We start from the raw sequence: 19,382 nt of genomic DNA on the forward strand, positions 1-19,382 counted from the left end.
GCCGGGAGCCGGGAGCCGGGAGGCCGGGGGAGCCGGTCTCAGTCGGTGCCGCCGGTGATGGGGGCGGCGCGGATGTCGAAGCCGTCCGCGGTCAGACAGCGGCCGTCGGTCAGGTCGTAGCGCCAGCCGTGCAGGGTGCAGGTGAGCTCGTCGCCCTCGATCTGGCCGAACCGGCTGAGATCGGCCCGCAGATGGGGGCAGCGCCGCTGGATCCGCCAGCCGTCGAGTTCGATGTCCTCGCCCTCGTCCCCGCACGAGTCGTAGTAGTTCTCCACGTACTCGATGCGCTCCATCGACAGACACTTGAAGAACACATAGAGGAACTCGTTGTAGGGGCCGACCCGGCTGGCGGTGAACCGCAGCGAGAGCAGCAGGCTGTTGGACCAGTCGACCTCCCGCCGGGTGACGTTGGTCGCCACCAGGTCGCCCGCGGTGGAGAGGGTGTAGCGGCACCGCTCGTCGTCCCACCGCCTGACCTCCCGGGCCGGGAAGTCGATCACGATCGCGGTGTCGTCCACGTTCAGCCGGACCGGGCCGCCGACCCCGTCGCAGATCCGGTCGGCGCGCGCCATCAGCGGCTCCCACCAGTCCTTCAGCTCGGAGAGGAGCCGCTCGGGCGCCATCGCGGGCACCCGGGAGGCGCGCTCGGCGGCCAGCGTGGGCTGCTGCCGGCGGGAGAAGTCCCGCAGATACTCGGTCTTGTTGACGAAGATCCGCTCGATCTCCTTGTCGGAGTAGCGGTGGTGCGGATCGCAGCTGGTGTCCTTCGGCTCCACCACCGTGCCGGGCAGCAGCAGGTGCGCGGACACCGCCGGCCGGGCCTGCGCGAGTTGGGCCAGGAACTGCTGCTGGTCGACGAAGATGCTCTCGCCGTCGAGCCCGGTGCCGTTGACGTCGAAGAGCTCCTCGTCGAGGAAGCAGGGCGGCCCCGCGTTGGGGAACACATGGGTGGCCTGGACCGCGTCGATATAGGTGAGCGCCCGGTCGAACTGGCCCTGCCGCTTGCGGGCGGCGAACTCCTGCTTGGCGGTGTGCGGCAGCCGGTAGACCATGGGGTACCAGATCGCGCCGGAGAACTGCACGAAGTAGGCGTCCACCTCGCCGAACTCCCGGATCGCCGGGATGGACAGCGGGTGCGCGTCGTTCTGGTTGAGCAGCACCGTCTCACCGTCGTCGAGCGACAGCGCGGAGTCCCCGATGGGCCCGTCGCCGGGGCCGGTGAGGGCGGTGATCATCATGCGCAGGCCGTCGCGCTCGACCGCGGTGCCGTTCTGGGTGCGCAGGAAGTCGGTGAAGCCGAGCGCGGCGAGTTCGCGTTCGAGTTCATGGGTGGCGAAGTCCGGCAGCAGCACGGTGATGTCCTTGCGGACGTTCCGGCGCAGGTTCTCCGGGTCGAAGTGGTCCCGGTGGAGATGGGAGACATAGAGGTAGTCCGCCGCGTGGCCGTAGTGCGCCCAGTCCAGGTCCGTGTTGTCGGGGAAGGGGAACCAGGAGCCGAAGAAGGCGGGGTTGACCCAGGGATCACACAGGACGGTGCCCGCGGCTGTCTCGATGAAAAGTCCCGCATGCCCAAGTCCGGTCACGCGCATGGTGCAGCACCCCAACCCGAGGTATCGGATATGTCAGGTTCGTCGGACATACAAACTCTGTCCGGGTTCGCTGCACCGCGCACGCTCAAGTGCGCTGGGTGGATGACCTGGCCGGCCGGGGCGGGTCCGGATGTGCCTCGGGCGGCCCGCGCCCGGGCCCCGGCCCCGCGTCGAAGGAGCCGGGGCCGGGGGCGTCGGAATGCCCGGGAGGGCTGGGGGTGCCTGGGGGCCGCCGGGGGTGCCGGGCCTACAGCCCCTGCCAGGCCGGCTTCGCCGCGAAGGTCGCGCGGAAGTAGGGCGCCAGCTTCAGCTTGCCGGCCGCGGCCTCGTCGACCACCACCGTGGCATGCGGGTGGAGCTGGAGCGCCGACGCCGGGACGATCGCGGCGACCGGCCCCTCGACGGTCTGGGCGATCGCCTCGGCCTTCCCCTCGCCCGTGGCGAGCAGGACCAGGTGCCTGGCCTCCAGGATCGTGCCTATGCCCTGAGTGATCACGTGGTGCGGCACCTGGTCGATGGCGCCGCCGAAGAAGCGCGCGTTGTCCACCCGGGTCTGCTCGGTGAGCGTCTTGATCCGGGTCCGTGAGGCCAGTGACGAGGCGGGCTCGTTGAAGCCGATGTGCCCGTCGGTGCCGATGCCCAGGAGCTGGAGGTCCACCCCGCCCGCCGCGGTGAGCGCCGCGTCGTACGCCTGGCAGGCCGCCTGGACGTCCTCGGCCGAGCCGTCCGGGCCGATGAAGCTGTCGGCGGAGAGCCCGAGCGGCTCGACGACCTCGCGCAGGACCACCGAGCGGTACGACTCGGGGTGCCCGGCCGGCAGCCCCACGTACTCGTCGAGCTGGCAGACCCGGGCCCGGGAGGCGTCGACCGCGCCGGCCCGCACCTTGGCCGCCAGTGCCTCGTAGACCGGCAGCGGGGTGGAGCCGGTCGCCACGCCCAGCAGGGCGTCGGGCTTGCGGCGGAGCAGGGCGGCCACGGTCTCCGCGATGAGCTCGCCGCCCGCCGCCGCGTCCGGGACGATGACAACTTCCACGCTGGTCCTGCCGTTCTGGAAGAGGATGGGTGTGGTATAGACCAATCTAGCAGAGCTGGTCAACCCGCTGGTGGTGCGGGGGTTGCGTTCCTGTGTTGGACTGGTGTGCGAGGACCGTTGGCCGGTCGGACGGCGGCAGGGAGGCGGTGGAGATGGCGGGTATCACGGCGTCCCCGATTCCGCAGCGCGAGCCCGGACGGATCATCCGCGCCGAGATGGCCGAGCAGCCCGGGGTGCTGCGCCGGCTGGTCGGCCAGGGCGCGCCGGCGATCCAGGAGACCGCCCGCCGGATCGCGGCCCGGCGGCCGCGCTTCTGCGTGCTCAGCGCCCGCGGCAGCTCCGACCACGCCGCGCTCTACGCCAAATATCTGATCGAGGTCGAGCTGGGGCTGCCGTGCGGCCTGTCCTCACTGGCCACCATCACCGCTTACGGCGCCGAGCAGGACCTCACCGATGTCCTGGTGATCACCGTCAGCCAGTCGGGCGGTTCCCCCGACATGGTGGCCGCCACCGAGGCCGCCGCCGAGTCCGGCGCGATCACCGTGGCCATCACCAACAACCCGGACTCGCCGCTGGCCGAGGTCTCGGAGTTCCATGTCGATCTGCTGGCCGGGCCGGAGAAGGCGCTGCCGGCCACCAAGACGTACACCGCCGAGCTGCTCGCGCTCTATCTGCTGGTACGGGGGATGCACGACGCCGACGTGTCGGCCGCCCTCGTACTGCCGGACCTCGCCGACCAGGTGCTCGGCCGCGCCGAGGAGGTACGGGTGCTGGCCGGCCGGTACCGGTTCGCCGAACGGATGGTGATCACCTCACGCGGCTACGGCTACCCGACCGCGAAGGAAGGCGCGCTGAAGCTGATGGAGACCAGCTACATCCCGGCGCTGGCCTACTCGGGGGCGGATCTGCTGCACGGGCCGCTGGCCATGGTCGACAACATCTCGCCGGTCATCGCGATCGTCAGCGACGGTACCGGCGGGCACGCGCTCCAGCCGGTGCTCGACCGGCTGCGCGGGCGCGGCGCGGACCTGGTGGTGATCGGCCCGGACAAGCAGGTCGCCGCGGCGGCCAACGGCTTCGCCCTGCCCACCCACGGGGTGCCGGAGTCGCTCCAGCCGGTCCTCCAGATCCTGCCGCTCCAGCAGCTCGCCTTCGAGGTCTCCATCGCCCGCGGCCAGGACCCGGACGCCCCCCGGCTGCTGGCCAAGTGATCCGGCCGGGACACCACGGGATACCTGTGCGGTGGCCCGGAGAAATAGGCCCGGAAGAGTGGCGCGGAAAACTGGCGCCGCAAACCGGCGCGGAAGAATCGGGCCGGAAAGACGGGCCCGGAAAACACTTCGGGCCGCGGTGCCGGGAGAGGACCCTCAGCCTCTCCAGCACCGCAGCCCGGAGCTGCCGTCGGCGCCGTGACCGATGGGGTGTGCGGTTCCCCACGGGTCCGATAGGGCCGACCGGAAGAGGCCGTCGGCGTAGTCAGGGCAGAGAACGCCTGGGCCTCGATCCGCCCTCCTGTGCGGGGAGTGCGGAGGTCCACCGCAGTCATTGTGGACTAGACCACTGAGGCTTGTCCATGGTGCGGCCGTCGATTCCGACGGTGGATTCCCGCTGCGGTGCGCGGCCGAACGCCGACCGGCCCGAACCGGCCCGGCTCGGCCCGGACGGTACGCTCCCAGGTGTGCCCTCCATGAACGACCTCGTCCGCGAGCACACGGCCCTCGACGACTCCGACCTCGAATGGCTGCATCTGCTCGTCTCGGAGTGGCAGCTGCTCTCCGACCTGTCCTTCGCCGACCTGGTGCTGTGGGTGCCGACCCGCGACGGCTCCCGCTACGTCTCGGTGGCCCAGATGCGGCCCAACACCGGCCCCACCTCCTACCAGGACGACATGGTGGGCCACCTCGTGCCCCGCGGCCGGCGTCCGCTGCTCGACGCGGCGCTCGACGAGGGCCGGATCGTCCGCGAGGGCGACCCCGAATGGCGCGAGGAGGTGCCGGTCCGGGTCGAGTCCATCCCGGTCCGCCGCGACGGCCGGGTGCTCGGGGTGATCGCCCGCAACACCAACCTGCTCACCGTCCGCACCCCCAGCCGGCTCGAACTGACGTACCTCCAGAGCGCATCCGACCTGGCCCAGATGATCGCGGCCGGTTCCTTCCCCTTTCCGGCCGAACAGGTGGACATGGACGCCTCGCCGCGGGCCGGCGACGGGCTGATCCGGCTGGACGCCGAGGGACTGGTCCAGTACGCGAGCCCCAACGCGCTGTCCGCCTACCACCGCCTCGGGCTCGCCGCCGACCTGGTCGGCCACCACCTCGGCCGGGCCACCGCCGAACTCGCCCCGGAGCGCGGCCCGGTGGACGAGGCCATGGTCAAGCTGGCCAGCGGCTGGGCGCCGCGGGAGTTCGAGGTCGAGGGCGGCGACGGCGTCATCCAGCTCCGGTCGATCCCGCTGAAACCCAAGGGCGTCCACGTCGGTTCACTGGTGCTGCTCCGTGACGTCACCGAACTGCGGCGGCGCGAGCGGGAACTGATCACCAAGGACGCCACCATCCGGGAGATCCACCACCGGGTGAAGAACAACCTCCAGACGGTGGCGGCGCTGCTGCGGCTCCAGGCCCGGCGGATGGACTCGGAGGCGGCCAGGGAGGCGCTGGACGAGGCCGTTCGCCGGGTCGGCTCGATCGCCATCGTGCACGAGACGCTCTCGCAAACCCTCGACGAACGGGTGGAGTTCGACGAGATCGCCGACCGGGTGCTGGCGATGATCGCGGAGATCTCACCCGGCCGGGTGAGTCCGCGGCGCACCGGCAAGTTCGGCATCCTCACCGCGGAGATCGCCACCCCGCTCGCCATGGTGCTCACCGAACTCCTGCAGAACGCGCTGGAGCACGGCTTCGGTCCCACCGACAGCGGCACGGTGGAGGTCGCGGTCAGCCGCGGCCGCGATCGGATCACCATCGCCGTGCAGGACGACGGCCGCGGGCTGCCGGCCGGCTTCGACGCCCAACAGGCCGGCAATCTCGGCCTCCAGATCGTCCGCACCCTGGTGGTGGGCGAACTCGGCGGCACCTTCGACATGCTGCCGGCGCCCGGCACCGGCACCCGGGTGATCCTCGAACTCCCGCTGGATGCTTGACCGTTGCGCCTGCGGTCAGCCCAGCGGTCACCCTACGGCCGGGCCGCCCGGTGGTCGCCGGCCATAAAGTCGCATGAACAGGGAAGAGCCCCCCGTACCGTGTCCGATACGGGGGGCTCTTCTCGATGCTGCGCGTATGTGGCAGGTGCTGCGCGCTGCGGCTCGGGGGGAAGACTGTTGATCAGGCTGTGGCGTTGCGGGCCCGGTTGCGAGCGGCGCGGCGCTTCATTGCGCGGCGCTCGTCCTCGCTGAGGCCACCCCAGACACCGGCGTCCTGGCCGCTCTCCAGCGCCCACTGAAGGCACTGGTCCATGACGGGGCAGCGGCGGCAGACGGCCTTGGCTTCCTCGATCTGCAGCAGCGCAGGACCGGTGTTGCCGATGGGGAAGAAGAGCTCGGGGTCTTCCTCGCGGCAAACGGCGCGGTGACGCCAGTCCATGGCTGCTCCAACTCCTAGTGTGACAAGCACGTTGCTTGTGAATGTGAACGCTTTCACGAATCCCCGCACAGCGAACGGGACGCCACCCAGCCTTTGCTGGTGCTGTCCCGCTGGAGTGTGGAAGAAGATCCGGGCTCTCATGGGGCCGTTTGTCCGGCCGTCCCGATCGCCACCTAGAGACTCGCAAACCTCGGCTGGAGATACAACCCCTTCCGGAAAGTTTTTTTTGATTCCTCGGTGTCGCATCGGTCACAGCCGTACTTCCATGGGGTGCAGGGCAGTCTAAACGTTCGAGTAAAAGGACTTTAGGCTCTTCCACTTACACAATCACACGCAGTGCATGGCGTACGCCTGTGAAGGTCGCACTCGTTCGCAGTCCCAGGTGGTCACCGTCCACCTGGAAGGGCAGCGGTGCCTGCGATTGCAAGGTGAAGTCCGTCAGATCGTGCAGCGAGACGGCGTACTTTCCACGCGGTCCCCGCTCCGGCGTGGAACGGAGCAACTGCGCCGCGTAACGCGCCCCGGACAACGGGGACATCCTGGTGATACCCAGCAGGTCGAGCGCGGTGTCGAAGGACGCCTCGGGAGAGGCGTACACCGGCCGATTGCCGATATACGTCCATGGCGATGTATTGCACACTATCGCCGTCATGACCTCCGACAAAGGCTCCTCGCCGGGCTGTCGGACCGTGATCGTGCCGTGTCTGCGGTGCGGGTCGGCGACGAACTGCCGGGCCACCTGGCGGAAATAGAGCGCCGGTGTCGAGCGTTTGCCCAACTCCCGCTGCTGCTCGACCCGTCCGATGACGCCGGCGTCGAACCCCAGACCCGCGCAGAAGGTGAACCAGCGGGCCGGCACGCCCTCGTCCTCGGTTCCCGGAGTGCCGCTGACCAGGCCCAGGCCCACCGTCTTCGACGAGCCGGCCCGCAGCGCGTCCAGCAGGGCGCCGGTGGCCTCCACGGCGTCGTTGGGCAGCCCGAGGGCCCGGGCGAAGACATTGGTGGAACCGCCGGGCACCACGGCCAGTTTCGGCAGCGCCGCCGGGTCCGGGCCGTGGTGCAGCAGGCCGTTGACGATCTCGTTGACCGTGCCGTCGCCGCCGAGCGACACCACCAGCTCGATCTCGCCGCCCTCCGCCGCCCGTCGGGCCAGGTCACGGGCGTGTCCGCGGTACTCGGTGGTCGCCACCTCCAGCTTGAGATCGCTGGCGAGCGCGGTGCCGATCACATCGCGGACGCGCGCGCTTGTGGTGGTGGCGGCGGGATTGACCACGAGGAGTGCACGCATGGTCGACAGCCTACCTACGTGTTTTCGCACCCGGCTACGCTGAGCGGTGTGAGCCAGACCCCTGAACGCCGCCCCGCCGCCCCCGGCGGACCGACCCGCGCGCCCGCCGCCCGGACGACCGCCGGGAGCCCCGCCGGGCCGCCCGTGGCGCCCGCCGGGCCGCCGCCGCTGCGGTTGACGCTGGCCGCCGCCGTGGCGGCGCTCGAAGGGCTCGCGGTGGTCGTCTGGGGGGTCACCATGTTCTTCACCGGCGACGACCACGCGGTGCTCGCCGGGCTGCTGGTCCTGGTGCTCGCCGCGCTGCCGCTCACCGCCGCCTACGGGCTGCGCCGGGCGCGCCGCTGGAGCCGGGGGCCCGCCCTGATCATGCAGCTCCTGTCGCTGCCGGTCGCCTGGACGATGCTGCACAGCGACGGCGCGGCGGTCGCGGCCGGCGGGGTGCTCGGGGTGCTCGCCCTGGCCGGCCTGGTCCTTCTGGTGCACCCCGCCACCACCGACGCGCTCGGCATCAACCGCACCGCGAACCCGTAAGGGCACCCCACGAGCCTCGTGGGGTGCCCCTCCCGCGCCTCTTGCCGGTCGCTGCCGGCCCCTGCTGGTGCTGCCGCTCAGTTCCGGTCGCTGCCGGTCGCTGCCCGGTCGCTCGGCTACTCCCCGCTACTCCTCGATGAGCAGCTTGTCCCGTAGCTGCGCCAGCGTGCGGGCCAGCAGCCGGGAGACGTGCATCTGCGAGATGCCGACCTCCTGGGCGATCTGCGACTGGGTCATGTTGCCGAAGAACCGCAGCAGCAGAATCGTCTTCTCACGGGGCGGCAGCTGTTCGAGCAGCGGTTTGAGCGACTCCCGGTACTCGACGCCCTCCAGGGCCTCGTCCTCCGAGCCCAGGGTGTCCGCCACGGCCGGCGACTCGTCGTCGTTGTCCGGGACGTCCAGGGAGAGCGTGCTGTAGGCGTTGGCGGACTCCAGGCCCTCCAGCACCTCCTCCTCCGAGATCTTCAGATGCTCGGCCAGCTCGTGCACGGTCGGGGCGCGGCCGTGCCGCTGGGACAGCTCCCCGGTGGCCGTGGTGAGCGCCAGCCGCAGCTCCTGGAGGCGGCGCGGCACCCGTACCGCCCAGCCCTTGTCCCTGAAGTGACGTTTGATCTCACCGACCACCGTCGGAGTCGCGTACGTGGAGAACTCCACCCCGCGCTCGACGTCGAAGCGGTCCACGGACTTGATCAGACCGATGGTGGCGACCTGGGTGAGGTCGTCGAGCGGCTCGCCGCGGTTGCGGAACCGGCGGGCCAGGTGCTCGACCAGTGGCAGGTGCATCCGCACCAACTGGTTGCGCAGTTCGGCCCGCTCCGGCGAGCCGTCGGGCAGCTTGCCCAGCTCCACGAAGAGCGCGCGGGCGCCGGACCGGTCATGCGGATCCGGCCGCTCCAGGGTGTCGAACTCCGCCGCGGCCTCGGCACCCCCGGCGGCCCCCGCCGCCTCGAGCGCCTCGGCGGCCTCCTTGGCCGTCAGGGCCGCCGCCGCGGTCTCTGACTCCTCGGCGCCCTCGGCGCTCCGGACCGGTTCCGCCGGCCGGGTGCTCCCGCCGGTCGCCGACCGCCCGGCCGGTGTGTCCGCCGCCGGGGTTTCCCGGGTCTCCCGGTCCTCCCGGGCCTCCGGCGCCGCGGCGTGCTCGTGTCCCGCCGCCCGCGCCAGGTCCTCGTGCTGATCCATCGGGTCCGCCTGCTCCGCCGCGTCCATCGCTTCCGTCCGGGCCCCGCCACGGGCCTGTGCACCGCTCCCGGCGGCATCCCCGGCTTCGGGGTGCGGCCTGGCCGCGTACCGTCCGCCGGCCGGTCCCCGCCCGGTCGGGTCCGGCTGCTGGGCGGGCACGCCGGCCCGTCCGCGTACCGCGGGCCCACCGTGCTCGGCGGGTGGGCCGGGGGTCTCCGCCGGCGTCACCACCGGGGCCTCACGACAGCCCTGGCCCGGCGCCGCGCTTCTTGTGCAGGCTGATGCTCACCGTCCGGTCCTCGGCGACGGTGGAGTCCACCTCGCCGGCCAGCGCCGAGAGCACCGTCCACGCGAAGGTGTCGCGCTCCGGCGCCCGGCCGTCGGTGGTCGGCGCCGAGACGGTCACCCACAGGGAGTCACCGACCAGCCGGAACACACAGCTCAGCACGGAACCGGGGACGGCCTGCTGCAACAGGATCGCGCACGCCTCGTCCACCGCGATCCGCAGATCCTCGATCTCGTCGAGGGTGAAGTCCAGCCGGGCCGCGAGTCCGGCCGTGGCCGTCCGCAGCACCGACAGATACGCCCCCGCAGCGGGCAGCCGGACCTCGACGAAGTCCTTCGACCCGGGCTCGCCTGCGATCTGGGACACCCTCACCTCCAAGGTGGCACACAGTGATTGCTCTGGTTCGCAGTGACGCTATCGCGATCCGTCCGCCGATGTCGCCCGGACGGAGCACCTACGTCGCCGGTCTTGTCACGCAAGGTAAAGAAACGACCACGGAACGTGGGCGCTGATCCCGGGTTCCCGGCTCCAAGTGGCAGCCACATCCGCCCGGTTACGGATCACACCCCCAGGTTACGGGTGTTCGGCGCGGTGTGTGACAGCGGCGCCCGGCGCCCGCTCAGCCCGTGACGACGGCCGCCACGCGGGTGCCGGGCGGGAAGGCGCCCTCCTCGGCGAGGGTGACGACGCCGTGCAGCATCTTGGCCACGTAGACGAGGTCGGGGGCGAGGCCGTGGCGTGCGGTGAAGTCGGCGGCGAAGGCGTCGAGGGCGGGCGTCCGGCGGGCGTAGCCGCCGTGGTGGAAGCGGGTCTCGACCCGCCAGCGTCCCAGCGGCCGGCCGAAGGCCGCCCGCTGGAGCCGCCCTACCTCCTCGGTGAGGAAGTCGCCGCGCAGCACCGCGAAGCCGATCGCCTCGGCGGCGTCGGGCAGTCCGGCCGCCAGTCCGGCGAGGGTGCCGCCGGTACCGCAGGCCACCGCGACCACATCGGCCGCGTCCCCGATCTCCCGGCCCAGATCGGCGCAGCCGGTCGCCGCCAGCGCGTTGGAGCCGCCCTCCGGCAGGACGTAGGCGGGCCCGTGCCGCGCCAGCAGCCCGGCCACGACCGCGGGTTCCGCCGAGCGCCGGTACGTCGCCCGGTCGACGAAATCCAGCCGCATCCCGTCGGCGGCGGCCCGGGCCAGCGAGGCGTTGAGCGGCCGGGCCGCCAACTCCTCGCCGCGCACCACCCCGACGGTACGGAAACCGAAGAGCCGGCCGGCCGCGGCCGTCGCGCGCAGATGGTTCGACCACGCGCCGCCGAAGGTCAGCAGCGTGCCGTGGCCGCCCGCCGCGGCCGCCGCCAGGTTCAGCCGCAGCTTGCGGTACTTGTTCCCGGTCAGCTCGGGGTGGATCAGGTCGTCCCGCTTCAGCAGCAGCCGCACGCCGTGCCGGGCCAGCCGCTCGTCGACCACGGACTCCAAGGGGGAGGGCAGCCGCAGATCGAGCCGGGGCGCGTCGGGGGCGGGCGGTGGGGCGGTTGGTGGCGAGGCGGCGGGCGGTGGGTCGGCGGAGGGCCGGGTCGTGCTCACCCCGCCATTCTCGCCCCGGACGGCTCGCTGAACGTCACCCGGACGTGTGACGGCGGTGCTGGTTCCGAGGCGGCCGACGGGGGAAGAGGCGCCGCGGTGATCGCGGTCGCAACCCTCGGACGTACGGTGCATCCTGCTTCCGTGCAGGAAAACATCCCGGTGCCCGAAGGGCCCGGACCAGGGAGTGCGGGTGCGGGCCCGGCCGGTGACGGTGACGCGCTCATCGCGACCGTGCGCGGACTGCTGCCGTCGCTCACACCGGCCGCCGCCCGGATCGCCTCGCTGATCGTGGAGGACCCGGCAAGGGTGGCCCGCAGCACCATCACCGAGCTGAGCGCGCTGGCCGGCACGAGTGAGTCGTCCATCGTGCGGACCGCGCGGGCGCTGGGTTTCGCCGGCTATCCGGAGCTGCGTCTCGCGCTGGCCGCGTCGGCCGCGCGGCAGGCACCGCGGTCCACCCTCACCTCCGGCATCACCCCGGAGGACTCCGCGGCCGAGGTGATCGCCAAGCTGGTGCACACGGAGTCGCAGGCGGTCCGGGAGACCGCGACGCAGCTCGATCCGGCCCAGTTGACCGGGGCGGTGGCCGCGGTCTGCGGCGGCGGGCAGCTCCACATCGCCGGGGTCGGCGCGTCCGGGCTGGTCGCCCAGGACCTTCAGCAGAAGCTGGCCAGGATCGGACGGCCGTGCCACGCGCACGGCGACTCGCAGTCGGCGCTGACCAGTGCGGTGCTGCTGGGGCCCGGTGACGTGTTCCTCGCGGTGTCGCATTCGGGGGAGAGCCGCGATGTGCTCGAACCGCTGCGGCGGGCGTCGGCGCAGGGGACGACGACGGTGGTGATCACCAATCATCCGCAGTCGACGGCGGCGCGGCTGGCGGATTTCGTGCTGGTGTCGGCGGGGCGGGAGACGACGTTCCGGCCGGGGGCGATGGCGAGTCGGATCAGTCAGTTGGTGGTGGTGGACTGTCTGTTCGTGTGTGTGGCGCAGCGGACGTATGAGCGGTCGAGCCGGGCGCTGCGGGTCACCCACTCCGCACTTGAGGGTGACCGGGCGGGGTGAGGTTGTTGCTGCGGTGCGGTGGTTCGTGCCGGTGCGCCGTGCCTTGCCGCGCCGTTCCTCGCGCCCCTAGAGGGCACCGCCTACCGCCAAGGGAGGTCTGGGCCGCGCCCAAGGGGGCGCGAGGAACGGCGCGCTCAGCCACAGCGGGCCTGAGCTGAGACACGGCCTAGGGGGCTGGGATCACGTCCACGTCCGCCGCGTTGACGAAGGCCATGCGGTGGTTGTAGGTGATCTCGTACACCTTGGTCTGGCCGACGAAGTCGTGCTGGTCGTAAGGGGCGGAGCCGTCGTAGTAGATGGCGAAGTAGGAGTCGGTGTTCACCGCGGGGCCGTCGGCGACGTAGGACTGGCCGGCCGGGAGGGTGTATTTGGCGCGGGCCAGTTGGGGGCGGGGGACGGTGCCCTCGAAGGCGATGAAGTCCGCCGGGTAGACGGAGGCCTCCGGGTAGGCCGTGGTGTAGATCGGGACCGAGGTGCGGCCCGGCTTCGGAACGATCCGGGACGCCTTCACCGGGACGGTCGCCGGGTGCCGGGGCGAGTCCTGGAGCCAGGCTTCCTGGCCGCCGAACCAGATCGCGGTCCAGCCGGGTACGCGGTCCGCGACCACGTACTGCTCACCGGTCGGCGCCTTGTCGCCCCAGTCGTTCATGGCGCTGGTGCCGGGCCCGGTCGGATGCAGATACGGGTCGGCGAGCAGCGGCGCGTCGGCGCTGGGGGCGGTGCGGAGCGGGACGAAGCTCGACGGGGCGTCGGTGGAGGTCACCGGGCAGTCGAAGCTCTGATAAGGGCCGGGGAACCGCTTGTAGCCCTGGACGTCGTCGCAGTAGGTGGTGGTCTGCTCGTTCCGCGCGAAGCCCGGCTTGATCGCGACGACGTCGCCGCCCTTGGCTGCGGTCGCGTGGATCGGGGCGCCCAGCAGGTCGAAGAAGTGCTCCCAGTCCCAGCCGGGTCCCGGGTCCCAGTGCTGGGTGGCGACGCCGCTCTCGCTGCTGCCCGGCACGTTGTCGTGGCCGAGGATGTGCGCGCGGTCCAGCGGGATCCCGTACTCGGCGGCCAGGTACTTCACCAGCGCGGCGGTCGAGCGGTAGAGCGGCTCGCTGAACCAGGTGGCGCCGTGGGTGGCCCACGCCTCCTGCTCGATGCCGATGGAGTGCTGGTAGAAGGAGCGGTTGGCGCTGTCCCAGGCGATGTCCTTGGTCGGGATCATCTGGGTGACCTGGCCGTCCTGCGAGCGGACGACGTAGTGCGCGCCGGCCGCGTAGGTCGGGTCGCGGAAGAGGTCGAGGGTGCCGTCGTAGGTCTCGTCGGTGCTGTGCAGCGTGATGTAGCGGATCTTCAGGTCGTTGGGGCGGTCGGCGAGGTCGTGGCTGCCGTAGTCCGCCAGGTTGGCCGGGTCGAGCAGGGTGTAGGCGGCCGGGATGACGTCACAGGCCAGCGACCTGGGGCACTCCGCCGGTGTACTGCTCTTGGGCGGGGTGACCTCCTTCAGGCCCAGCTTGCGGACATCGCCGCGCCGGGGGCGCAGATGCGGCACGGGCGCCAGGGTGATCCGCTGGCCGTCCTGGGTGGTGCGGGCGGCGCCGGCGCCGATGGTCTGCCACACCTCGTCGGCGAAGACCTGCGCCACCTTGTCCTCGGTGGCCTGGCTGTAGCGGGCCGCCGCCGCGTACCAGCCGTCGACGGTCCTCGGCAGCCGGCCGTGGCTGTAACCCTTGGCGTACGAGGCGAGGAGGGCCGCGCCGCCGCGGATGTTCTGGGTCTCGTCGGAGGTCACGCTCGCGGTGTCGGCGCCGAGCAACCGGGCGGCGGCGGCCGCGGTGTGCTCGGCGGGGGCGACGAGGAGGTCGGCGTAGCGCGGAGACTGGGTGGTCAGTCCGTCCGCGTCCAGCTCCTTGGTCGTCAGGTCGGTGAGGTTCATCGGGCCGTAGCCCGCCTGGGCGTTCTCCTGCCCGGCGTGCGCCTCCCAGCGCGACTCGTTGTACGACACCGCTTCGAGCACCGGCAGCGGTACGCCGAACTCCTTGGCCGCCGCGATGAATTCACCCTGCCGGCCGGTGAGCGGGTCGGCGGCGCCGGCCGTCGTGGACACGGCGCTGACGGAGAGTCCGGCGAGCAGGGAGAGGGCGGCGGCCAGCGTCAACGCCCTGCGACGGGTGGGCTGTCTGAGGGGGCGGTGCATCCAGGCTCCTCGCGTTGCTGATGTGGGGCGGAAGTGCTGTCCGGCAGCTTTGCGAGCGGGCATGGCAGTAAGCAACCTCTGGGACGTAAATCCTGGAACTTTTTGCCATCGGCGTCGGGGGAGCCGGAAATTCGCCGCGGAGATCCACACGACGGGCCATAGCGCACTCAGCGGCGCTTGCGGGGGTTATCGGCCGGGGGTCATCCGAAAAGGGTATCGAACACACGTGCGCCCGGCCCGTCGGGAGGACGGGCCGGGCGCACGGTGAGCCTGGTGGTTTCAGACCGGGTCAGGCCTTCTTGGTCTCCCAGAAGATCTTGTCGATCTGGGCGATCAGGTCGAGCGCCTTCTGGCCGGTCGCCGGGTCGTTGGAGGCCTTGGCGGCGCTGAGGGCCTTCAGCGTGTCGTTCACGAGCTGGTGGAGCTCGGGGTACTTCTCGAAGTGCGGGGCCTTGAAGTAGTCGCTCCAGAGCACCGAGACGTGGTGCTTGGCGAGCTCGGCACGCTGCTCCTTGATGATGATGGCGCGCGTGCGGAAGTCAGCGTCTTCGTTGGCCTGGTACTTCTCCTGGACCGCCTTGACGGACTCGGCCTCGATGCGGGCCTGGGCCGGGTCGTAGACGCCGCAGGGGAGGTCGCAGTGGGCACTGACCTTGACCTTGGGCGCGAACAGGCGAGTGAACATGGCCGTCCTTCCTCGTGATCGTCTTTCAGGTGGGACATTACTCCCTGGAGGACTCGTTTTCTCGGGTGCCCCAGGTGGCTCAGGGCAAAAGTCTGGTGTCACCCTTGGGGCGGTGGAGGAACGAACCAGGAGGCGGAGGATGCGGGAGCAGGGGGCCAAGCTGTCATGGCAACTGGTCGAGGTCACTGGTCCATCGATGGCGCCCACGCTGCTGAACGGGGACTGGCTGCTGATCCAGAAGGTCAGCAGCGGCGCCGAGCTGGTACGCGAAGGGGATGTGGTGGTGCTCCGGCATCCGCTGCAACAGGACCTGCTGATCGTCAAGCGCGCCGTGGAGCGGCGGGCGGGCGGCTGGTGGGTGATGGGTGACAACGCGTTCGTGGAGAACGACAGCCGGGAGTTCGGCACGGTGCCCGACGAGCTGGTGCTGGCCCGGGCGCGGGCCAGGTTCCGGCCGCCCCGGGAGATTCAGCGCTCGGTGGCCGGCGCCGGCTCCTGGGCCGCGTGGGCGGCCTCCTGTGTGCGGCCGCTGCGCGCCGACCGCTCGTTCTCCAAGCGCTTGCGGGCCCGGTAGGCCGCCACGTTGGCTCGGGTGGCGCAGCGGTCGGAACAGTAACGCCGTGACCGGTTTGTCGATGTGTCGACATAGGCGTTCCGGCACGGGGTGGCCTCGCAGATGCCGAGCCGGTCCACGCCCAGCGCGGTGAGCTGTACGGCCAGGCCCATGCAGGCGCTCGCCGCGAAGTTCGCCCCGGCGTTCGCCGCCTGCTCGGCGAGGTGCAGGTGCCAGTTGGGCCGGCCGGTGTCCTCGTCGAGGAAGTTGTGCCCGGAGATCTGCGGGCTGACCGGGTATTCGAGCAGCAGTTGGTTGAGCAGGTCGACCGCCCGGACCTCGTCCCCCTCGTCGGCCGACTCGAAGATCCCGCGCAGCCGGGTCCGCACCCCGCGCAGCCGCGGTACGTCGGCGTCCACCGCCCGGCCGCCGGCCGGACTGCCGGTCTGGAACAGTTCCCGTACCGCGTCGACCGAGGTCAGCGTGTCGGTCCCGCGCAGCGGCTCCTCGGTGTTGACGAGGCGCACGGCGTAGTCCGCGTAATAGGCCAGTTCCAACGTGGGGTCCTTATCGGATGCGGTCCGGTCTCGGTAATGACCGACCGTGCTGCCAGCGTATTACGTGAGAGAGCCGGACGGGGGGTACGGGCCCGGCCGCGGCCGGGCCCGTACCCCCCATGCCGGCGCGGTCGGTCACAGCACCTTCGACAGGAAGGACTTGGTGCGCTCGTGCCGCGGGTTGGTCAGCACATCACGCGGATGGCCGGACTCGATCACCACACCGTCGTCCATGAAGACCAGCGCGTCGCCCACCTCACGGGCGAAGCCCATCTCGTGGGTCACCACGATCATGGTCATGCCCTCCTCGGCGAGCCCGCGCATCACGTCGAGCACCTCGCCGACCAGCTCGGGGTCGAGCGCCGAGGTCGGCTCGTCGAAGAGCATCAGCTTGGGCTCCATGGCCAGCGCCCGGGCGATCGCCACCCGCTGCTGCTGGCCGCCGGAGAGCTGCGCCGGGTAGCTGCCGGCCTTGTCGGCCAGGCCGACCCGGTCGAGCAGCCGGGTGGCGCGCTCCCGCGCCACCGCCTTGCTCTCCCGCTTGACCTGGACCGGGCCCTCCATCACGTTCTCCACCGCGGTCATGTGCGGGAAGAGGTTGAAGCGCTGGAAGACCATGCCGATGTCACGGCGCTTGGCGGCGACCTCGCGGTCCTTCAGCTCGTGCAGCCGGTCGCCGCGCTGCCGGTAGCCGATCAGCTCGCCGTCCACCCACAGCCGGCCGGCGTTGATCTGCTCCAGATGGTTGACGCACCGCAGGAAGGTCGACTTGCCGGAACCGGACGGGCCGATGAGGCAGAACACCTCCCGGGGGGCCACCTCCAGATCGATGCCCTTGAGGATGTGCGCGGCCCCGAAGGACTTGTGCACGCCCTCCGCCTTCACCATCGGCCGGCCGTCGTCCCTGGCGCTGCTCAGCGGGCTGCTCGTCGGACTGGTCATCGGACCGCCACCTTCGGTCGGCGCAGGCTGGAGAGGTTCGCCGTGACCTTCTGCCAGGGGGTCAGCGGCAGGGTGCGCAGCGAACCCCGGGCGTAACGCCGCTCCAGGTAGAACTGGCCGACGCTGAAGACGCTGGTCAGCACCAGGTACCAGATCGCCGCGACGAAGAACATCTCCATGATCGCGGTGGTGGAGCTGCCGATGTCGGAGGCGGCCCGCAGCAGCTCCGCGTACTGCACGGCGGAGACCAGCGAGGACGTCTTGAGCATGTTGATGAACTCGTTGCCGGTCGGCGGGATGATCACCCGCATCGCCTGCGGCAGGACGATCCGGCGCATGGTCCTGGCACCCGTCATGCCGAGCGCGTGCGCCGCCTCGGTCTGCCCCTCGTCCACCGACTGGATGCCGGCCCGGACGATCTCCGCCATGTACGCGCCCTCGTTGAGACCGAGGCCGAGCAGCGCGACGAGGAAGGGCGTCATGAGGTCGACGGTGTTGTTCTTGTACAGCGGCATCAGGTTGATCACCGGGAAGATCAACGAGAGGTTGAACCACATCAGGAGCTGTACGTACACCGGGGTGCCGCGGAAGAACCAGATGTAGAGCCAGGCGACGGCGCCGGTGACCGGGTTCTTCGACAGCCGCATGACCGCGAAGAGCACCCCGAGCACCAGCCCGAGCGCCATCGACACCACCGAGATCAGCACCGTGTGCCAGACACCGGTGAGCACGGTGTGGGCGAAGAGCTCGTTGCCGACCGTGTTCCAGATGACGTCGCCCTGCGAGAAGGCGTAGACCAGCCACACCAGCACGGCGACCACCACCACGGCCGCCACCCAGCGGCCGTAGTGGCGGACCGGGACGGCGCGGATGGCCTCGTACGGACTGGCCGCCGGCGGGATCGACGGGGCCGGTACGGGCGGGGTCGGCGGGTCGGCCGGCCCGCCGTGGGGCGCGTCGGCCGGCGCGCTGTCCGCCACGGTCGTGTCGGCCGGCGGACCGGCCGGTGTGCCGGTCGGCTCCGGCCCGGATTCGGCGTCGGTCACGTCACGAGCCGCCGTTGATCGCGGCCTGCTGGATGGCGCCGCTGGAGGCGTTCCACTTCTGGAGCACCTTGGCGTAGCTGCCGTCGGCGATGATCGCGTCGAGCGCCGCCTTCAGCGCGTCCCGCAACTGGGCGTTGTCCTTGTCCAGGGCGATACCGAACGGTCCCGCGTCGGCCGGCGGCCCGGCCACCTCGAAGTCGTTGCCGTTGCCGGACTTCTGCGCGATGTACGCGGCCACCGGCGTGTCATTGAGGTCGGCGACCGCGCCGCCGGCCTTGACCCGGGTCTGCGCCTCCGAGTCGGTGTCGAAGGACTGGACCTTCAGGCCCTTGGAGCCGCACGCGGTCTTCTGCTTCTTGAACGCGTCCTCGTAGATGGTGCCGCGCTGGACCGCGACGGTCTGGCCGCAGACGTCCGCGAGTGTCTTGATGCCCTTCGGGTTGCCCTTCTTGACCAGCAGCGACGAGCCGGAGGTGTAGTAGTCGACGAAGTCGACGCCCTTGCCGGTCTTCTTGCCGCTGTCGTTCAGGCCCTGCTGCCGGGCCCTGGTGTCGCTCATCGCGGACATCACGATGTCGACCCGGCCGGTGTAGAGCGAGGTGATCAGGCCGTCGAAGGTTCCGTTGCCGAACTGGAACTTCACCCCGAGCTGCTGGGAGAGCGCGTCGCCGAGGTCGGGGTCGATACCGACGATCTTGCCGTTCTCGGTCTGCTCCATCGGGGCGTACGAGGCGTCGGTGCCGACCTTGATCACCCCGGCGTCCTGGTACTTCTTCGGCAGCTTGGCGAAGAGCGGCGCGCCGCCGGTGCCGGCCGGGGCCGACGTGCCCGCGGTGCCGGACGGGGAGGCGGCAGTGGACGAATCATCTTTCTTCGTCTGATCGCCACACCCGGTGAGCACCAGCGTGCCGGCGACCGCGATGGCGGCGACCGCGGTGAGACGTGACAAGGCGGCCGGGTGCCTGGTGGTAGGTGCGGTCATCGCTGTGTCCTCCTGCGAGACGGGTTCTTCGTCCAGGGCGGTGGGGGCACACGCCATCGAGTACCGCAACCCTGTGTGATCCGTGCATCTTGCCATCTGGACAGCCCCAGGCAGGGTGCCCGTTGTGTCAAAATCGGATAACGGGCGATCCCCTGGCGCTCATCGGGTCGGCACACCAAGGCCGGACCGCGATGGGGCCATGCCGATCCGCTGGGCAGGCCTCAGCGGAAACAGCTTTCCGGGCAGCGTCCGGTCGGCGTCCGGGCAGCGTCAGATCAGCGCCCGGTCAGGCCTTTTCCCTCCCCTCATCCGGGGCACGGCGCGC

18 protein-coding genes are annotated in these 19,382 nt (G+C 71.0%); 5 read left to right on the plus strand and 13 right to left on the minus strand.

Annotated features, from left to right (window positions below; genetic code table 11):
- Nucleotides 1-38: 38 nt before the first annotated feature.
- Nucleotides 39-1,589, minus strand: coding sequence for a Rieske 2Fe-2S domain-containing protein (locus OG519_RS23510; RefSeq protein WP_405587352.1), 1,551 nt, complete (start codon nucleotides 1,587-1,589; stop codon nucleotides 39-41).
- Nucleotides 1,590-1,836: 247 nt separating this feature from the next.
- Entirely contained in the window at nucleotides 1,837-2,622 is a 786-nt protein-coding gene (gene nagB, locus OG519_RS23515; RefSeq protein WP_405587355.1) for a glucosamine-6-phosphate deaminase, read from the minus strand.
- Between the two features lie 152 nt (nucleotides 2,623-2,774).
- Here nagB and OG519_RS23520 point away from each other — a divergent pair, with 152 nt between their 5' ends.
- Nucleotides 2,775-3,833, plus strand: coding sequence for an SIS domain-containing protein (locus OG519_RS23520; RefSeq protein ID WP_405587357.1), 1,059 nt, complete (start codon nucleotides 2,775-2,777; stop codon nucleotides 3,831-3,833).
- Between the two features lie 476 nt (nucleotides 3,834-4,309).
- Nucleotides 4,310-5,758: a sensor histidine kinase gene (locus OG519_RS23525; protein WP_405592937.1), complete on the plus strand. Its 1,449-nt coding sequence runs from the start codon at nucleotides 4,310-4,312 to the stop codon at nucleotides 5,756-5,758.
- Nucleotides 5,759-5,939: 181 nt separating this feature from the next.
- Here OG519_RS23525 and OG519_RS23530 read toward each other — a convergent pair whose 3' ends face one another.
- Nucleotides 5,940-6,197 (minus strand): WhiB family transcriptional regulator, encoded by a 258-nt coding sequence (locus OG519_RS23530; RefSeq protein ID WP_093742218.1) that lies wholly within the window; start codon nucleotides 6,195-6,197, stop codon nucleotides 5,940-5,942.
- A gap of 319 nt (nucleotides 6,198-6,516) precedes the next feature.
- Nucleotides 6,517-7,485 carry a diacylglycerol/lipid kinase family protein gene (locus OG519_RS23535; RefSeq protein WP_405587360.1) on the minus strand — a complete coding sequence of 323 codons (969 nt, stop codon included), beginning with the start codon at nucleotides 7,483-7,485 and terminating at the stop codon, nucleotides 6,517-6,519.
- 48 nt (nucleotides 7,486-7,533) lie between these two features.
- Here OG519_RS23535 and OG519_RS23540 point away from each other — a divergent pair, with 48 nt between their 5' ends.
- Nucleotides 7,534-8,016: a hypothetical protein gene (locus tag OG519_RS23540; RefSeq protein ID WP_405587363.1), complete on the plus strand. Its 483-nt coding sequence runs from the start codon at nucleotides 7,534-7,536 to the stop codon at nucleotides 8,014-8,016.
- Nucleotides 8,017-8,142: 126 nt separating this feature from the next.
- Here OG519_RS23540 and OG519_RS23545 read toward each other — a convergent pair whose 3' ends face one another.
- The 3 genes from OG519_RS23545 to OG519_RS23555 all read right to left on the minus strand — a co-directional run bounded on the left by OG519_RS23545 (nucleotide 8,143) and on the right by OG519_RS23555 (nucleotide 11,051).
- Nucleotides 8,143-9,195 (minus strand): RNA polymerase sigma factor SigF, encoded by a 1,053-nt coding sequence (locus tag OG519_RS23545; RefSeq protein ID WP_405587366.1) that lies wholly within the window; start codon nucleotides 9,193-9,195, stop codon nucleotides 8,143-8,145.
- Between the two features lie 238 nt (nucleotides 9,196-9,433).
- Complete coding sequence (locus OG519_RS23550) at nucleotides 9,434-9,847, minus strand: anti-sigma regulatory factor (RefSeq protein ID WP_405587368.1); 414 nt, start codon at nucleotides 9,845-9,847, stop codon at nucleotides 9,434-9,436.
- Between the two features lie 253 nt (nucleotides 9,848-10,100).
- Nucleotides 10,101-11,051: a 1-aminocyclopropane-1-carboxylate deaminase/D-cysteine desulfhydrase gene (locus OG519_RS23555; RefSeq protein ID WP_405587369.1), complete on the minus strand. Its 951-nt coding sequence runs from the start codon at nucleotides 11,049-11,051 to the stop codon at nucleotides 10,101-10,103.
- A 141-nt stretch (nucleotides 11,052-11,192) separates the two neighbouring features.
- On the opposite strand from OG519_RS23555, the gene OG519_RS23560 reads away from it, so the two are divergent.
- Complete coding sequence (locus tag OG519_RS23560; protein WP_405587372.1) at nucleotides 11,193-12,113, plus strand: MurR/RpiR family transcriptional regulator; 921 nt, start codon at nucleotides 11,193-11,195, stop codon at nucleotides 12,111-12,113.
- Between the two features lie 166 nt (nucleotides 12,114-12,279).
- On the opposite strand, the gene OG519_RS23565 is transcribed toward OG519_RS23560, so the two are convergent.
- Both OG519_RS23565 and sodN read right to left on the minus strand, forming a co-directional pair.
- Nucleotides 12,280-14,292: an N-acetylmuramoyl-L-alanine amidase gene (locus OG519_RS23565; RefSeq protein WP_405587375.1), complete on the minus strand. Its 2,013-nt coding sequence runs from the start codon at nucleotides 14,290-14,292 to the stop codon at nucleotides 12,280-12,282.
- Between the two features lie 289 nt (nucleotides 14,293-14,581).
- Nucleotides 14,582-14,977, minus strand: coding sequence for a superoxide dismutase, Ni (gene sodN, locus OG519_RS23570; protein WP_405587378.1), 396 nt, complete (start codon nucleotides 14,975-14,977; stop codon nucleotides 14,582-14,584).
- A 139-nt stretch (nucleotides 14,978-15,116) separates the two neighbouring features.
- Between sodN and sodX the strand changes: the two genes are divergently transcribed.
- Nucleotides 15,117-15,551, plus strand: a complete 435-nt coding sequence (gene sodX / locus OG519_RS23575) for a nickel-type superoxide dismutase maturation protease (protein WP_405587381.1) — start codon at nucleotides 15,117-15,119, stop codon at nucleotides 15,549-15,551.
- Here sodX and OG519_RS23580 read toward each other — a convergent pair.
- The 4 genes from OG519_RS23580 to OG519_RS23595 all read right to left on the minus strand — a co-directional run bounded on the left by OG519_RS23580 (nucleotide 15,446) and on the right by OG519_RS23595 (nucleotide 19,057).
- A complete protein-coding gene (locus tag OG519_RS23580) occupies nucleotides 15,446-16,087 on the minus strand; it encodes a CGNR zinc finger domain-containing protein (protein WP_405587384.1) in 642 nt (213 codons plus the stop codon). The genes sodX and OG519_RS23580 overlap by 106 nt on opposite strands.
- A 135-nt stretch (nucleotides 16,088-16,222) precedes the next feature.
- Nucleotides 16,223-17,029, minus strand: coding sequence for an amino acid ABC transporter ATP-binding protein (locus tag OG519_RS23585; RefSeq protein ID WP_405587386.1), 807 nt, complete (start codon nucleotides 17,027-17,029; stop codon nucleotides 16,223-16,225).
- Nucleotides 17,026-18,009 carry an amino acid ABC transporter permease gene (locus OG519_RS23590; RefSeq protein ID WP_405592939.1) on the minus strand — a complete coding sequence of 328 codons (984 nt, stop codon included), beginning with the start codon at nucleotides 18,007-18,009 and terminating at the stop codon, nucleotides 17,026-17,028. Before OG519_RS23590 ends, OG519_RS23585 begins: the two co-directional genes overlap by 4 nt.
- A 67-nt stretch (nucleotides 18,010-18,076) precedes the next feature.
- Nucleotides 18,077-19,057 (minus strand): ABC transporter substrate-binding protein, encoded by a 981-nt coding sequence (locus OG519_RS23595; RefSeq protein WP_405587389.1) that lies wholly within the window; start codon nucleotides 19,055-19,057, stop codon nucleotides 18,077-18,079.
- Nucleotides 19,058-19,382: the final 325 nt, after the last annotated feature.

Source organism: Streptomyces sp. NBC_01190, assembly GCF_045039895.1.
Taxonomy (GTDB): domain Bacteria; phylum Actinomycetota; class Actinomycetes; order Streptomycetales; family Streptomycetaceae; genus Actinacidiphila.

Bases quoted from the DNA above. Each gene is read 5' to 3' on its own strand.
- OG519_RS23545 (WP_405587366.1), bottom strand. From the start codon at position 9,195: ATGGATCAGCACGAGGACCTGGCGCGGGCGGCGGGACACGAGCACGCC.
- sodX (WP_405587381.1), top strand. From the start codon at position 15,117: ATGCGGGAGCAGGGGGCCAAGCTGTCATGGCAACTGGTCGAGGTCACT.
- OG519_RS23595 (WP_405587389.1), bottom strand. From the start codon at position 19,057: ATGACCGCACCTACCACCAGGCACCCGGCCGCCTTGTCACGTCTCACC.
- OG519_RS23510 (WP_405587352.1), bottom strand. From the start codon at position 1,589: ATGCGCGTGACCGGACTTGGGCATGCGGGACTTTTCATCGAGACAGCC.
- OG519_RS23525 (WP_405592937.1), top strand. From the start codon at position 4,310: ATGAACGACCTCGTCCGCGAGCACACGGCCCTCGACGACTCCGACCTC.
- OG519_RS23520 (WP_405587357.1), top strand. From the start codon at position 2,775: ATGGCGGGTATCACGGCGTCCCCGATTCCGCAGCGCGAGCCCGGACGG.
- OG519_RS23535 (WP_405587360.1), bottom strand. From the start codon at position 7,485: ATGCGTGCACTCCTCGTGGTCAATCCCGCCGCCACCACCACAAGCGCG.
- OG519_RS23530 (WP_093742218.1), bottom strand. From the start codon at position 6,197: ATGGACTGGCGTCACCGCGCCGTTTGCCGCGAGGAAGACCCCGAGCTC.
- OG519_RS23585 (WP_405587386.1), bottom strand. From the start codon at position 17,029: ATGACCAGTCCGACGAGCAGCCCGCTGAGCAGCGCCAGGGACGACGGC.
- OG519_RS23565 (WP_405587375.1), bottom strand. From the start codon at position 14,292: ATGCACCGCCCCCTCAGACAGCCCACCCGTCGCAGGGCGTTGACGCTG.
- sodN (WP_405587378.1), bottom strand. From the start codon at position 14,977: ATGTTCACTCGCCTGTTCGCGCCCAAGGTCAAGGTCAGTGCCCACTGC.